Origin of the sequence: Pseudomonas sp. 28 E 9, from assembly GCF_900004785.1 — a bacterium.
In the GTDB taxonomy this organism is placed as follows: Bacteria; Pseudomonadota; Gammaproteobacteria; order Pseudomonadales; family Pseudomonadaceae; genus Aquipseudomonas; species Aquipseudomonas orientalis_A.
This window is the reverse complement of sequence record NZ_CVTK01000033.1, coordinates 1-15,492: the sequence shown is the minus strand read 5'-3', so window position 1 is coordinate 15,492 and position 15,492 is coordinate 1. Positions and strand designations below refer to the sequence as shown.

Genomic DNA, 15,492 nt, shown 5'->3' with positions numbered 1-15,492 from the left:
GGCCAATGCCTGGGCGTGTCCCAGCTCAACGACCTGCTCAAGGCCATCACCGACTACTACCTCGGCAAAGGCCGCGTCACCAGCCGCGCCTACCTGCCGCAGCAGGACCTCTCCACCGGCCACCTGCAAGTGCTGGTGGTGGAAGGCAAGCTCGAAGCCTTGCGCAGCGCCGAAGGCAGCACCGTGACCGAACGCGAACTGGCCATGGCGTTTCCCGGCAAGGTCGGCGAAGCGCTGAACCTGCGTGAAATCGAGCAACTGGTGGACCAGCTCAACCGCCTGCCGTCCAAACAGGCGCAAATGGAACTGACCCCCGGCAAGCAAGTCGGCGGCAGCGACGTAGTGGTCAAGAACACCGCGCAAAAGCCCTGGCGCGCCAGCCTGTCGCGCAATAACGACGGCCAGAAAAGCACCGGCGAACAGCAATGGGGCGCCGGCCTTGAATGGGACAGCCCGCTGGGCCTGGGTGACCAGTTGATTCTGCGCGGCGGCCACGACGCCATCAGCGACCACCAGAAAACCTCGAAAAACACCATGCTCTACTACAACGTGCCGTGGGGCTGGTGGAACTTCAGTTACACCTACAGCGAGAGCGACTACCGCACCTTCGGCGTGACCGATGACTTCAAATACAAGCAGGACGGCGACAACCAGAACCACCAACTGCGCGCCGAACGGGTCATCCACCGCGATGACGTGAGCAAGACCTCGGTCAACGTCGGCCTGGCGCACCTGCGCACCAACAACTACATCCTCGACGTGCGCACCCCGCCCAGCAGCAACCGCCTCAGCGAACTGCAACTGGGCGTCAACCACGGTCGGCGTATCGGCACGGCCTTCGTCAACCTGGACCTGGGCATGCAAAACGGCATCGGCCTGCTCGACGCCCAGTCCCAGGAAGAGCGCGACGCCTTCGGTCGCCGCCAGCCGAACTCGCGCTACCGCAAATACACCGCCACCGTCAGCTACCTGCAACCGTTCAGCCTGTGGGGCGAGTCGTTCAGCTTCAGCAGCCTGGCCACCGGCCAACGCAGTGAAGACCCGCTGTTCTCGCCCCAGCGCATGAGCCTCGGCGGCTCGGCTTCGGTGCGCGGTTTCAAGGACCAGTTGCTGACCGGCGACAGCGGCGGCTACTGGCGCAACGAAGTGCGCTGGGCGCGCCCGGTGACCCTCGACTGGATGCGCCCGGCCTTCTTCGAATACGGCGCCAGCGTCGGCTACGACCAGGGCGTGATCCGCAACGACCGCTACAACGACAACGTTCATGGCCGCGTGTCCAGCAACTCCCTGGAGCTGTTCGCCCGTGGCAAGAACGTCAGCACCAGCGTGACCTTTGCCCACTCGCTGGAAAGACCCGGCGTCGTCACCGAGCGCGAAGCGCCGATCTACTTCCGCCTGGATTTCTTCCTGTAATTCAACGTTGCGCCGCAGCGAGAAACTGAAAATGGACGTTCGACAATTTGCCTTCCTGGCCCGCCAACCTTCCGCCGCCCTGAAGCCGCGAAACGCGTTCTTCGGTTTGCCCAAGCGCGGGCTGGCGCTGATTCTCGCCAATGCGCTGTTCTGGCAGCCGCTGCTGGCCCAGGCCGAGGGCATTGTGGTCAGTGCGCCGGGTACCACGGTGGGCGCGGCGGGCAATGGCGTGCCGGTGGTGAACATCGCCACGCCCAACGGCGCGGGCCTGTCCCATAACCAGTTCCAGCAGTACAACGTCGGTCCCAACGGCGTGATTCTCAACAACGCCAACGGCGCGCTGCAAAACACCCAACTGGGCGGGATCATTGTCGGCAACCCCAACCTCAAGGGCGGCGCGGCCAGCGTTATCCTCAACGAAGTCAACGGCGGCAGTGCCAGCCAGTTGCGCGGTTACACCGAAGTGGCGGGGCAGTCGGCCAAGGTCATCGTGGCCAACCCGTACGGCGTGACTTGCGCCGGTTGCGGCTTTATCAACACGCCCAACGTCACCCTGACCACCGGCAAACCCATCATCGACCCCACCGGCCAGCTGAAAAGCTACCAGGTCGATGGCGGCGCCGTGACCATCGATGGCGAAGGCCTGAACGCCAGCAACGTCGACCGCTTCGACATCATCACCCGCTCGGCCAAGATCAACGCGCAAATCAACGCCCGCGAACTCAACGTCATCTCCGGGCGCAACGACGTCGATGCACAAAGCCTGAAAACCACCGCACGCGCCGATGACGGCAGCGCCAAACCCGAGCTGGCGATCGACTCGTCGGCCCTGGGCGGCATGTATGCCGGCGCGATCAAGCTGGTGGGCACCGAGGCCGGTGTGGGCGTGAAGCTCGACGGCACCTTGGCCGCCAGTGGTGGGGATATCCAGCTCGATGCCAATGGGCGCCTGAGCATGGCGCAGACCGCCGCCAGCGGCGCAATCAATGTCAAAGCCGCCAGCCTTGACGCCCAGGGACCGATTTATGCCGGTACCGCCCTGGAGGTGCAAACCCAGGGCGATCTCAACAGTCGCAAAAGCCTGGCCGCACGTGACCGCATTGCGCTGTCCAGCGGCGGCACGCTGACCAACGCAGACATCATCGAAGCCGGCGTCAACGCCGATAACACCCGCAACACCACAGGCGACGTCAACCTGCGCGGCCAGGCCATCAACAACAACGGCGCCAGCGTGATCGCCAGCCGCAGCTTGAGCGTCGATTCCCAGGCCTTGAACAACCAGGGCGGCACCCTCAGCGCCCGGCAAGGCGCCCGCGTGACGGCGGCGACCCTCGATAACCGCAACAACGGCCGAGTCCTCAGCAACACCGCGCTGGCTATCGACGCCGGCGCGCTGCAGAACGGCCAGGGCGGATTGATCGCCAGTAACGGGCCGCTGACTGCCACGCTGGGCACGGTGCAAAATACCGGCGGCGAAATCTCCAGCCTGGACACTGCCAACCTGACGGTGACCACCCTGGACAACGTCGCGGGCCTGGTCACGGCGGGCAAGGCGTTGAGCCTCAACGCCGGCACGCTCGACAACCAGAACGGGCGCGTCACCAGCCAGGGCGTTGTTCACCTCACCGGTAATCGCCTGGACAACCGCCAGAAAGGCCTGGTCGCCAGCACCGGCGGCGTGCAGATCGACGTCGCCAACATCGACAACCGCAACGGCGAGCTGTCCAGCCGTGCGGGCGTGGCGGTGAACGGCACGCAACTGGATAACAGCGATGGCGGCCTGGTAGTGGCCGGCACTGGCCTGAACCTGAACGTCGATCAGTTGCTCAACCGCAACCAGGGCCTGATCAGCAGCGAAGGGCTGCTCACCGTGACCACGGGCACCCTGGTCAACCGTGGTGGCGCGCTCTCCAGCGCCGGCCCGCTGAGCATCGGCGCCCGTGACGCGGTGGACAACCAGGGCGGCCGCCTGGTGACGGACGGCACCCTGACCCTGACCAGCGCAAGCGTCGACAACAGCCAACAAGGCACCCTGAGCGCGCGCCAGGCCGCGCACATCAGCACCGCCGACCTGAACAACCAGCAAGGCGGGCAGATCACCAGCGCGCAGGCCCTGACCCTGGAACTCAACCGTGGTCAGTTCAACAACCAGAGCGGGCTGATCAACGCGCCGTTGCTGATGCTCAACAACCTCAAGGATGTGCATAACCAGGGCGGCGAAATCTCCAGCAGCCAGGCCTTCACACTCACCGCCGACAACCTCGATAACAGCAGCGGCAAACTGCTGAGCAACGCCGCCCTGACCCTGCGCATCGGCCAGGCCCTGGCCAACGTCAAGGGTATGATTGCTGCGGCTGCGGTTGACGCAAGCGCCGCCAGCCTGGACAACAGCGGCGGCACCCTCACCAGCCGTGGCGACACCCTGCTCAACGTGAGCGGCCCATTGGCCAACCAGGCCCAGGGCCTGATCAACGCAGCCAACCTTCTGAGCATCAATACCGCGAGCCTGGACAACCAGAACGGCTCGCTGCTGGGCAGCGCGATTGCCCTGGACTTCGGCACCGCCACCGGCGACCTGAACAACACCGGTGGCCTGATCACTACCGCCGGCAACCTGAGCATCAACCACCTGCGTGACCTCGGCAACCAGGGCGGCGAACTCTCCAGCGCGCAAACCCTGAACCTCAAAGGCCGCACGTTGAATAACAGCAACGGCAAATTGATCAGCAATAACCTGCTGGTGCTCAATGCCGAAAACCTGATCAACCAGAATGGCCTGATGTCCGGCTGGCAGGGTTTGACGGTCAGCGGTGCGAACCTGGATAACCGCAACGGCGGCACCTTGTCGAGCCGATACGGCGACCTCAATGCCACGCTGACCGCCAGCCTGCTCAACAGCGCTGGCGGCGCATTGGTCAGCCAGAAAGCCTTGACCGTCAACGTGGGCGAACTGGACAACAGCAACAAAGGCGTACTTTCCAGCGCGGCCGGGCAGACGCTCACCGTCGGCGGCTTGCTGAACAACGCCCAGGGCGGTGTGATCGACAGCGGCGCGGCCTTGAGCCTGAACACGCAAAACCTGGACAACAGCGCCGGCAGTATCAGTGGCGGCACCGCCACCACCCTCGACCTGCTCGCGACGCTGACCAACACCAACGGCAAACTGGCCAGCGGCGGCCCACTGCTGATCAGCCGTGCGGCGCAGATCAACAACCAGGGTGGCCAGATCGCCAGCCAAGGCTTGTTGACCCTGCTGACCGGCGGCCTGGACAACCGCAACCGTGGCACCCTGGCCGCCAACGAACGCTTGAGCCTGACCGCCGGCGGCCTGGTGCAGAACGGCAACGACGGCTTGATCTACAGCCAGAACGCCGACCTGCTGCTCAGCGCCAACCGCCTGGACAATGGCAAGGGCACCGTGCAAAGCCAGGGCGGCATGACCGCCAACGTGGCCGACACGCTGGATAACCAGAGCGGCAAACTGATTGCCCAGGCCGGTGACTTGCATGTCAACGCGGCCAGCCTCGACAACCGTGGCGGCACCCTCGCCAGCCTCAAGGCCGCACTGCAAACCCAAGTGATCGGCGTGCTGCGCAACGGTTACGACCTCAATAACAACCGCCAGGGCGGCGTGATGCAGGGGCAAAGCCTCAACCTGCAAGCCGGCAGCGTAGACAACTACGGCGGGCGCATCGCCGCGCAGGGCGGCAACGCGTTGGTCACCACCGGCAACTTCGACAACCGCAACGGCGGGCTCTATGCCAAAGGCCTGATGCGCGTGGTCGGCCACGATTTCGATAACAGCGGCGACAACGATGGCCAGATCGCCGGCCAACAGATCGACCTGGACCTCAGCGGCGCGTTGAATAACCGCCTGGGCATCATCGAAAGCGAATCCACCCTCAAGGTCCGTGCCGCCAGCCTGGACAACCAGACCGGTCGCCTGCGCGCACTGGGTAACAGCGGCACCACCGAGTTCGCCATTGGCGGGCTGTTCGACAACCGCAACGGCGTGCTGGAAACGGCCAACACCAACCTGACCCTGGACGCCGACCGCCTGCAGAACCTCGGCGGCAATGTGCTGCATGTGGGCACCGGCACCTTCGGCATCGCGCCGCGCAATCTCAACGATGTAGGCGGCAGCCTGGTCACCCGTGGCGACCTGACCATCGCCCAGGACACCTGGACCAACAGCAGCGTGATCCAGGCCGGGCAACTGACCGTCGACGTCAACAGCCTCGAACAGACCGCGACCGGTCAATTGCTCGGCGCCCGGCGCTTTATCGGCAGCGGTGGCAACTGGTCCACCAATGGCCTTATCGCCAGCGACGGCGACCTTGACCTGAGCCTGAGCGGCGCGCTGAACAGCAGCGGGCGCATCAGCAGCCTGGGCAAACTGAACCTGACCGCCGCCCAGGCCAACTTGAGTGACACCGCCAGCATCGCCGGCGGTGGGGTGACCCGCGCCACCCTCAGCGGCACCCTGAACAACCGCGGCCGCCTGACCTCGGCCACCGACCTGCTGATCAACGCGGGCGCGCTCAACAACTACGCCACGCTCGGCAGCGGGCAAACGCTCACGGTCAACACCGGCGCATTGCTCAACGACCACGGCCTGATCTTCAGCGGCGCCGACATGAGCCTGCGCGTGGCGTCGCTGAACAACAGCTACGGCGACCTCTACAGCATGGGCAACCTGAGTGTCGATCGCGACGGCAAGGGCGGCCTGGCCGACAGCATTATCAACAGCTCATCGAGCATGCAAAGTGATGGTGACCTGACCCTCACCGCCGCCACGATCAAAAACGAACGTGCGGTACTCACCGTCAACGACGCGGGTGTCTACACCGCCTCGGCCACCGAGGGCGCGTGCATCAAGTACGTCAACGCCGGTGACTGCAAAGCAGGCGGCACCCCGCGCAACTACGTATGGGAGTTGCTGACCCGCGACAAGCTGGAAGTGACCGCCGCCAGTGCCGGTTCGAGTATCACCGCAGGGCGCAACATGACCCTGGCGGGTGGCGACCTGCTCAACAGCAGCAGCTCGATCGCGGCCGGCGGTAACTTCACCGCGCGCCTGAATAACCTGGTCAACACCGGCATCGAAACCGGCGAGACCGAGACCTATCGTCTTTTCACGTCAGAGCGCACCAAGCACCCTGGACGCTGGTTTGATGCAGCCGCCGCACTCACCAACAAATACTGGTACAAAAGCGCCGGTTACAACCCCAATGACCTCGGCGGCCTTGAGGTCACGGTGGCCAACTTCATCGGCATGATGGAGATCGAGCGCACCCAGTTCGGCAAAGTCACCAAAATCGCCAGCGATGACCAGCGTTACGCTGCCGTGATTCAGGCTGGCGGCGCGGTGGACGTCAAGGCGCAGGCCGGTATCGACAACAGCGTGGTGCGCCCGGGTTACACCTACATCGGGGCGGGTGCAAAAACCACTACCGGCGCAACCGGCGCCAGTGCCGCCAACGGTTACTCGACCCGCGTCACCCTCAACGCGCAATTGCCTCCGGACCTGGCCCAGCAGCAGATCAACCCGCTGAGCTTGCCCGGCTTTACCTTGCCCACCGGGCAGGGCGGGCTGTTCCGCCTCAGCGGCCAAAGCGCCAGCGCGCCGGCCAGTACCGGCCCGCAAGGCTGGACCCTGGGCGGCGGCAGCGTAGACCGAGGCCCGGCTTCCGGGCCGGTCGTACCCGCCGCCGGCACCTCGGCCGACGGTGTCCCCCTCAACCGCGTGCAAGGCCTGCCGGACAGCCAGTTCGTCTCCAACCCACAGAAATACCTGATCGAAACCAACCCGCAGCTGACCAATCTCGGCCAGTTCCTCAGTTCCGATTACATGCTGTCCAAGCTCGGCTACGACCCCGACCAGGCGCAAAAACGCCTGGGCGACGGCCTCTATGAACAGCGCCTGATCCAGCAAGCGGTCATTGCCCGCACCGGCCAGCGCTTCATCGACGGCCAAACCAGCGACACGGCGATGTTCAAGTACCTGATGGACAACGCCATCGGCAGCCGTCAGGCGCTCAATTTGTCTGTGGGTGTAAGCCTCACCGCCGAACAAGTCGCGGCCCTGACCCACGACATCGTGTGGATGGAAAACGCCACCGTCGCCGGCCAGCAAGTGCTGGTGCCGGTGCTCTACCTGGCCCAGGCCAACAACCGCCTGGCGCCCAATGGCGCGTTGATCACCGGCAGCGACCTGAGCCTGGTCAGCGGCACCGACCTCACCAACGTCGGCACCCTGCGCGCCACCAACAACCTCGCCGCCAGCGCCGGGCGCAACATGGTCAACAGTGGCCTCATCGCAGCGGGCAACCGTCTCGACCTGCTGGCCGGCAACAGCCTCACCAACCGCGCCGGCGGCATCATCAGCGGGCGCGACGTCAGCGTGAGCGCAGTAAATGGCGATGTGCTCAACGAACGCACCGTCACCAGCCACCAGAGCAGCAGCGGCTACCGCACCGAACGCACCGACTTCGTCGACAACGCCGCGCGCATCGAAGCCGCCAACAGCCTGACCCTGCAAGCCGGTCGCGACGTCAACAGCACCGGCGGTGTACTCAAGAGCGGCACCGACACCCGCATCCAGGCCGGGCGTGACGTGAACCTCGTCACCGCCGAACAACGTAACGCCAATGTCGTCAGCACCTACTCACGCAGCAGCAACGTGACCCAGTACGGCACGGTGGTAGAAGCCGGGCGGGACTTCCAGATTGTGGCGGCACGGGACATCAGCGCCATCGGCAGCCAGTTGAATGCCACGCGTGATCTGGCGTTGGTGGCCAAGGGCAATGTGAACCTGGCTTCGGCGGCGAATGAACAGCATTCGGCGTTTGATTCCAAGAAGGTGACCAGTGTCGAAGACCATGTTCAGCAGGTATCGACCGTGCTCAAGGCTGGCGGTGACGCCACCCTGAGCGCCGGGCAGAACCTGCAACTGGTGGCCAGCCAGGTGGATGCGGGCAAAGAAGCGTACCTGGTTGCGGGTAACGACCTTGCCCTCAAGGCGGCTGAAAATCAGGACTACAGCTTCTACAGCAAAACCAAGAAGACCTCGTCCGGGAAAAAATTCCGCCTGGATGAGACATCCGCCGTCAACAATGTCGGCAGCCTGGTCAGCGCGGGCACCAACAGCACCGTCGTGGCGGGTGCAAACCTGTTGCTGGCCGGCAGCGCCGTCACCGCCGAAAAAGGCGCGGCGCAACTGGCGGCCGGCCAGGACTTGAACATCCTGGCCGCCACTAACTCAGACAGCGCCCGCCACGAACGCAAGGAAAGCAAAAGCAGCTGGGGCGGCCTGAAGTCGAGCAAGGTTCAGGACAAAGTCGACGAAAAACGCACCACCGCCCTGGGCAGCATGGTCTCCGGCGAAACCGTCACCGTCGCCGCCAAGCGCGACGCCACGGTCACCGGTTCTAACCTGGTCAGCACCGGCGACCTCGCCGTCCAGGCCGGCCGTGACCTGACCATCGACGCGGCGCAAAACACCTTCGCCCGCACCGACATGCACAAGGAGAAGAATCGCGACCTCACCGGCGTGCTGACCGGCAACAAGCTCGGTCTGGACGATATGACCGGCAACCAGAAGCTGTACATCAACAGCTCGAAGCACAATGGCACGGCCAATGAAATGACCTTGACCGGCAGCACGATTGGCTCGAGTGCGGGCAATGTGTCGTTGACAGCGGGGCGTGAGTTGAAGGTGGTGGCCAGTGATCTGGTAAGCACCAAGAACATGGAGTTGAGTGGGGCTGATGTCACCGTCACTTCGGGGATGGAGACGGCCAGTCAGACCAGTAAGGACAGTTCCAAGAGCTTGGCCGTTGGGCGCGTGATCGCGGGCTCGGTAGTGGACACTGCCACCAGCATGCGCGACGCCGTCAAAGCGGCCCGTAGCGCTGATGACCCACGACTTAAGGCAGTCAAAATCGCCCAGGCGGCCCTCGCCGCCTACAACCTGAATGGCCAGGCTTCGGACGCCAATGCGCAAAGCTCCGGTTTCAAAAATAAAATCGGCGGCACGCCCGGCAACGGTTCGCTGATCAAAATCGGCACCGAACTGGCCAATAACCGCAGCAAGAACAGCAGCGAATTCAACAGCGTCACCGGCAAGCAGAGCACGCTCAACGCAGGGCAAGACTTGTCGATCGTTGCCACGGGCGCTGCGGCGGGTACTCAGGGTGATATCCAGATCACCGGCAGCCGCTTGAAAGCCGCCAACACGTTGTTGTTAGCCAAAAACGATGTGTTGATGCAAAGCGCACAAAACACCACCGACCGCAAAAACGAAGGGTCGAAAAATAAAACCGCCATCGGCGCCAGCTTCAATATTGGCGAGCAAAACGGCTTCACCCTCGACCTCGGAGCGCAGGGTGCCAAGAACAATGGCAACGGTAACTCCGTCACTCAGGTCAATAGCACCCTCGATACAGGCAGCCTGTTGTTGCAAAGCGGTGGCGATACCACCCTCAAGGGCGCCCAGATTCGTGCGGACCGTATCAAGGCAGATATTGGCGGCAACCTTAATATCATCTCCCTCCAGGACACCGAGTCTTCGCGCAGCAAACAGAGCAGCGCAGGCTTCGGCGCGAGTATCTGCATCCCTCCGTTCTGCTATGGCTCTACCGTAGCGGGCTCGGCGAACCTTGCCGCCGCGAATATGAACAGCGGCTACAAGGGCGTGACCGACCAGAGCGGTTTGTATGCGGGCACGGGCGGCTACGACATCAATGTCGGCAAGACCACCACCCTGCAAGGCGCGGTGATTGCCAGTGAGGCGTCAGCTGATAAGAACCGCCTAAGCACTGACCGCCTGATCGTCAGCGACATCAAGAATGTCAGCGAAATCAAAAGTCAGTCTGCCGGTATTTCGGTGTCTTCCAGCAGTACCAGCGGTGCGTCGATGGGTGGCAGCATCCCGATAGCACTCAAGGATAAAGACCACAGTTACACCCGTAGCGCGGTCAGCGAAGGCACGATTGTGGTTCGCAGTGCCGAAGGCGCCAATGATCTGGTGGGGCTGAATCGCGACACTGCCAATGCCAATCAGAAGCTCGACCGGCCTGATGAAAAGGCCATGCAAGAGCGTATTGACCTGATCCAAAGCTCGGCGCAGTTGGCCAGTGGGGTGATCAGTGCGGTGGGGAAGGCGAAGGCAGACGAAGCGAAAATGCTTGCCGATGAGGCAAAAAGTCAAGCCAAGGCGGGCTCCCCAGGTGCACTCGCTGCGGCAGAGGCAGCGCATGCGGCCAATGCAGAAGCGTTGCGCTGGCAGATCGGCGGCGACAAAAAATTGATGGCCGACATTGCTACCGGGCTGATTGCTGCAGGACTGGGTGGTGCCCCCGCAGGGACGACCGTGGGTATTGTTGCCAACACCTCGTCCAGTGATATTTTTAACAAGATTGGTAACTTTGCTGACACGCAAAGAGACAAGTCTACCGACGTCACGACCAAGGCTGCCTGGGCTGAAGGCGGTGCTGCCCGAGTTCTTCTGCACGCGCTGGCCGGTGCGGCAATCGGCTTGTCCAGCGGTAGTGTAGAAAGTGGCGCGCTGGGCGCTGGCGCCTCTGCGGTGTTAATGCCCTCTATTGCTAAAGCGCTGGCCAATAGCGATATGTCGTCAGCTGATCAAAAAGCGATTGCCTCGTTGATCGCCGCAGGTGTCGGAACCGCCGTGGGAGCACGTGATGGTGTGAAAGGTAGTTTGGTTGCTGGGGGCACGGCGTTGGCGGTGGATAAGTTCAACAGGCAACTGCACCCGGAAGAGAAAGAGCTCGCAAAAACGCTGGCTATGAAAAGTAATGGTAAATACACCGCAGAGCAGATTGAAGCGCAGTTGCGGCTGTCTTTCGTCAAAGGGACAGACATAACACCTGGTATCGACATAGTGGCTACAAAAGACGGCATCTATGATTCTGGCGGAAATTGGATGCCCTTGGGCGACGGCAAAACGTTTGTTCAGTTACCCGAAGGTGGTGACCACAAAATCATCGCCTACATCAAGGAAAATACAGGCGCTTATGCGTGGACGATGGAGGCGGAAAGCGGTTTCTCACGTATCCTGACGGCTGGTGCATCCGCATACCCACAGGGCGGGACGGGTAAACGCGATCGCTTGACGGGGTATGCATTAGATGACAAGGGTGGGTACAGGGTCCCTGTGATAATTGAGGGGGTGGTTTATACGCCCAGATATATGTCCTGCGGCAGCGCTGAATGTATTGCATCGGGCGCTAATATTGATCTCACCGATCCCAATACATTGAAATGGATTAAAGCAGGCAATGCCAAGATGGTTTCTGATGTTGGAACCGCTATGGGTGGCGTAGCCGTATTTACTACAGGGGGGGCAGCAGCTGTGCTGTCGAACGGATCAACAATAGCATCCCTTGTGTCTAGCTATATGACCGACAAAACCCCGGAAGCATTAACCAGTTATGGCTTAAGCGCTGGTTTCGAGCGTTTCGCTGTTAGCAGAGGTATTCCTGCAAGTGAAGCAGCGAGAGTGTCCAATGCACTGGGTGTTGCTAAAGTCTGGGACGAATTGGCGGAAAAAGCTATTGATGTTTTCAAGGGGAATTAGCATGAAGTCGACTTTCTACAAATACAGGTATTTATTGGGATTATTGCTGCTGATTGCCGCATTACTCAATTGCTTTTTTCGATTTTGGGGCGATGCAAGGCCATTTTTTAGCGCGCTGATGCTTCAGTTATGGTTTGGGCAAGCTGTATTTGCCTACCTGAGAGGTGGCTGGGTCTCTATTGGTCCAGGTGGTTTAGGTAAAGATGCAAATCCAGTAGGGCGGGCTGCACTGGCGTTCGTGTGTTTTGTTATTTATTTATTAGGATTTGTCTTGGGCTTTGGTAAGGAAGTTTAAGTGACGTACATACACTGAAAAGGGAAAAAAGGTAGTTGTGCTCTGCTCAGCAGCAAAAAATCGGGGTCAGACCACGTTTACATTAATGGTAGGCTGAGCCCTATTTTTGTGCAAAAGCAACAGGCCAGAGTGTACCTGACGTGATTAGTCCTACTTATCAAGAACTTCAGGGATTAAACAAAGGATTCCAGGTGCATCACATCGGGCCTCAATATTTGGGGAAGATGCTGGAATATACGAAAAATGACATGCTGGATCACCCAGCGGCTCTAATTACCCAGTACTCTCATACGGAAAGTTGAGTCCTGATGCTATGCATAAAGCTATCAGTTAGTATTTGCCTCCCATGGTAGGCGGTAAGCCGGCTACGTATACTTCTGGTCAAATAAGCTCAGGGTTGCAGAAAGCCTATGGTGATATAGGGCGGCCCGAATTGTTTGACTCAATCAAACATCTGATTAAATAGATATGCAAGCATGAGAAGGCGGACCAGCAGGTTATCGCCTACATCAAGGAAAACACTCAGTCTTATGCATGGACGATGGAGGCAGAAAGTGGTTTTTCCCGCGTGCTGACAGGAGGGGCATACGCGTACCCGGACGGTGGGACGGGTAAACGCGACCGCTTGACCGGCTATCCGTTGGACGACAGGGGCGGATACAAGGTACCGGTCACGATCGAGGGCGTGTTGTACACCCCGCGCTTCATGTCATGTGGCAGTGCTGAATGTATCGCGGTCGGCGCCAACATCGACCTGGCTGACGCCAATACGCTGAAGTGGATCAAGGCCGCCGACGCGAAAATGGTCAGCGACGTCGGGTTTGTCCTGGGGGCGGGCGCGGCGGTGACAACGGGCGGCGTAAGTGCTGGGCTGTCGAACACCTCGATGGCGGCCTCTTTCCTGTCTGGCTACTTGAAAGAAGAACTTCCGGAAGCGGCCACAGGTAACGCACTCAGCATGGGCTTTGAAAAGTTTGCAGTGACCAAGGGCGTTACGCCGGAAACGGCTTCGCGACTTTCCAATGCCTTGGGTACTGCGGGGGTGTGGGAAAAGTTGGTTGAAGGCCTCAAAGGTACAGTCAAGGGTGGGTAGCATGATCGCGAACTTATACAAATATCAGCACGGCATTGGCCTGGTCTTACTCCTGGCTGCGCTACTCAATGGCTTTCTACGATTTGACGGTAGCTGGAAGCGCTTTTTCCTCATGGTGTTGGTGCAGTTGTGGTTTGGCCAGGCGGTCTACAGCTATGCGCGAGGCGCCAGGGTGGCCATCGCGCCGGGCGGCATGAGTAAGGATGCCGACCCGGAGTGGCGAGGGGCGTTGGCCGGCTTCGCCCTGTTCTTATACGGTGTCGTATTTTTTTTGAGTTTTTGACCCTTGCATGGCCCATGTATCTACACGGAAAACCCTTATGAAAAAAGTTGCCTTTATCCTCTCGGCCCTGATCCTCGCGGGCTGTCACTCCAATGTTCGCGACTCGTCGGCCAGCCTGCTCAAAGACGGCGTGCAGTTGCAGCAGAACAAGGTCGTGGCCGATGCCGAGCAAGCCAAGGTGATCATGCGGGCCACCGGTTTTACCTACCCTGTGCAGTTTTCCGTGCGCCGTGGCGGTGATTCCGATCAGCGGCCGGAGATCCTCGGCACGGTGGTAGATTCGGGCCGGGGCAAGGTGTTCGGCTGGATCGCCAAGATGAGTGAGGTTGCCAACAGCGCGGTGGTCAAGCGCTTCCCGCAGTTGGAAGTGTTGGCTGATCCGGGGCAGACAATCGAGGTATTGGGCGAGTCGCGGGTGTATGACTCGAACTACTACCGCTACGCCGAAAAAATTGTCTACGCCTGCGGCCCTATGAGCTCGGCGTTCAAGCCGCAGAAGCAGAAGATTTATCTGGTGGAGTTCGTGATCGTCGGCGCGGGCTGTGAGCAGCATGTGTATGACATCACCGATCCCGCGCAGCGTATTCCCGTCCTCGAAAGGGAATAGGGGTCAGACCACGTTGTTGCGTTTTTTAGAGTCCAGCAAAGTTGCTCTTTAAAAATATGATTTATTTTTTGTAGAAGAATAGTGCTCAGCCCCCTATTTTGTTGGACGCCGGCAAACAGGTCAGCCTGATCAGTGGACGAGACACTGCCCTCAAAGGCGCGCAAGTCAGCGCAGACAAAATCACCGCCACCGTGGGTCGCGACCTCACGCTGCAAAGCCTGCAGGACACCGATAACTACAAGTCCAAGCAAACGGATGTCAGTGGAGGCGTCAGTTTCGCCATCATCGGCAGCGGCGCCAGCGCAAACCTGAGCATCAGCAAAAGCAAGATCGACTCCAAATACCAGAGTGTGCAGGAGCAAACCGGCCTGTTCGGCGGCAAGGGCGGCTACCAGATTGACGTGGGCAACCATACCCAACTCGATGGCAGCGTGATCGCCAGCACGGCTACGCCGGACAAAAACCGCCTGAACACCGGTACGCTGGGCTGGAGCGTTTTAAAGAACAAGGCTGACTACACAAGCCAGTTGCAGAGCGCCAGCGTCAGCAGTGGCAGCGATGGCACCAACGCGTTCATCAGCAATATGCCCACCGGCAGCTTGGTCGGATTCAACCACGGCGACAGCGACAGCGGCACCACGTCCTCGGCCATTTCCAACGGCACCCTCAACATCCGCGACCCTGCCAAACAGCAGCAGGACGTGGCAACGCTGAGCCACGATGTTGAACACGCCAACGGCGCCATCAGCCCCATCTTCGATAAGGAGAAAGAGCAGAAACGGCTGCGGCAGGTGCAGTTGATTGCGGATATTGGCACTCAAGCGGCGGATATCACACGCACTCAAGGTGCCATTAACGCGGCCAATGCTCAAAAAGATCCCGAAGCGATAGCGGCTGCGCGAGACAAACTTATCCGTGAGGGCAATACCCAGCCGACGGATAAAGAGATCGCCGCACAGGTGACCCGTACGGTGATGCAGCCGTACGAAACGGGGGGCGATTATCAACGTGCCGCTCAAGCGGTGACGGCAGCTTTGCAAGGACTGGCAGGCGGGGACATCGGCTCCGCCCTCGCAGGCGCGTCGGCGCCCTATCTGGCGAACATCATCAAGCAGTCAGCGCAGGACAACGATACCGCCCGAATCATGGCCCACGTGGTATTGGGTGCTGTAGTTGCACAGGCCCAAGGGAACTCGGCGGT

The 15,492-nt window shown here is 60.8% G+C and carries 6 protein-coding genes and 1 pseudogene; all 7 read left to right on the top strand.

The window, feature by feature from the left end:
• Nucleotides 1-1,413, top strand: a 1,413-nt coding sequence (locus BFQ00_RS07160) for a ShlB/FhaC/HecB family hemolysin secretion/activation protein (RefSeq protein WP_065933035.1), incomplete at its 5' end; no start/stop codon positions are given.
• 31 nt (nt 1,414-1,444) lie between these two features.
• Nucleotides 1,445-12,013 (top strand): two-partner secretion domain-containing protein, encoded by a 10,569-nt coding sequence (locus BFQ00_RS07155; protein WP_083227313.1) that lies wholly within the window; start codon nt 1,445-1,447, stop codon nt 12,011-12,013.
• 1 nt (nt 12,014) lies between these two features.
• The gene (locus tag BFQ00_RS28995; RefSeq protein ID WP_130138313.1) at nt 12,015-12,308 is read left to right on the top strand and encodes a hypothetical protein; all 294 of its coding nucleotides are present in this window, start codon (nt 12,015-12,017) and stop codon (nt 12,306-12,308) included.
• A gap of 625 nt (nt 12,309-12,933) precedes the next feature.
• Nucleotides 12,934-13,401, top strand: a complete 468-nt coding sequence (locus tag BFQ00_RS07150; RefSeq protein WP_130138312.1) for a hypothetical protein — start codon at nt 12,934-12,936, stop codon at nt 13,399-13,401.
• A gap of 1 nt (nt 13,402) precedes the next feature.
• Nucleotides 13,403-13,684, top strand: coding sequence for a hypothetical protein (locus BFQ00_RS07145; RefSeq protein ID WP_065933037.1), 282 nt, complete (start codon nt 13,403-13,405; stop codon nt 13,682-13,684).
• A 37-nt stretch (nt 13,685-13,721) separates the two neighbouring features.
• Nucleotides 13,722-14,291, top strand: a complete 570-nt coding sequence (locus BFQ00_RS07140; protein ID WP_065933036.1) for a hypothetical protein — start codon at nt 13,722-13,724, stop codon at nt 14,289-14,291.
• Nucleotides 14,292-14,392: 101 nt separating this feature from the next.
• Nucleotides 14,393-15,492: pseudogene (locus tag BFQ00_RS07135) on the top strand (hemagglutinin repeat-containing protein); the annotation flags it as partial.

Coding starts and splice junctions, on each gene's coding strand:
- BFQ00_RS07155 (WP_083227313.1), top strand. CDS start 1,445: ATGGACGTTCGACAATTTGCCTTCCTGGCCCGCCAACCTTCCGCCGCC.
- BFQ00_RS07145 (WP_065933037.1), top strand. CDS start 13,403: ATGATCGCGAACTTATACAAATATCAGCACGGCATTGGCCTGGTCTTA.
- BFQ00_RS28995 (WP_130138313.1), top strand. CDS start 12,015: ATGAAGTCGACTTTCTACAAATACAGGTATTTATTGGGATTATTGCTG.
- BFQ00_RS07140 (WP_065933036.1), top strand. CDS start 13,722: ATGAAAAAAGTTGCCTTTATCCTCTCGGCCCTGATCCTCGCGGGCTGT.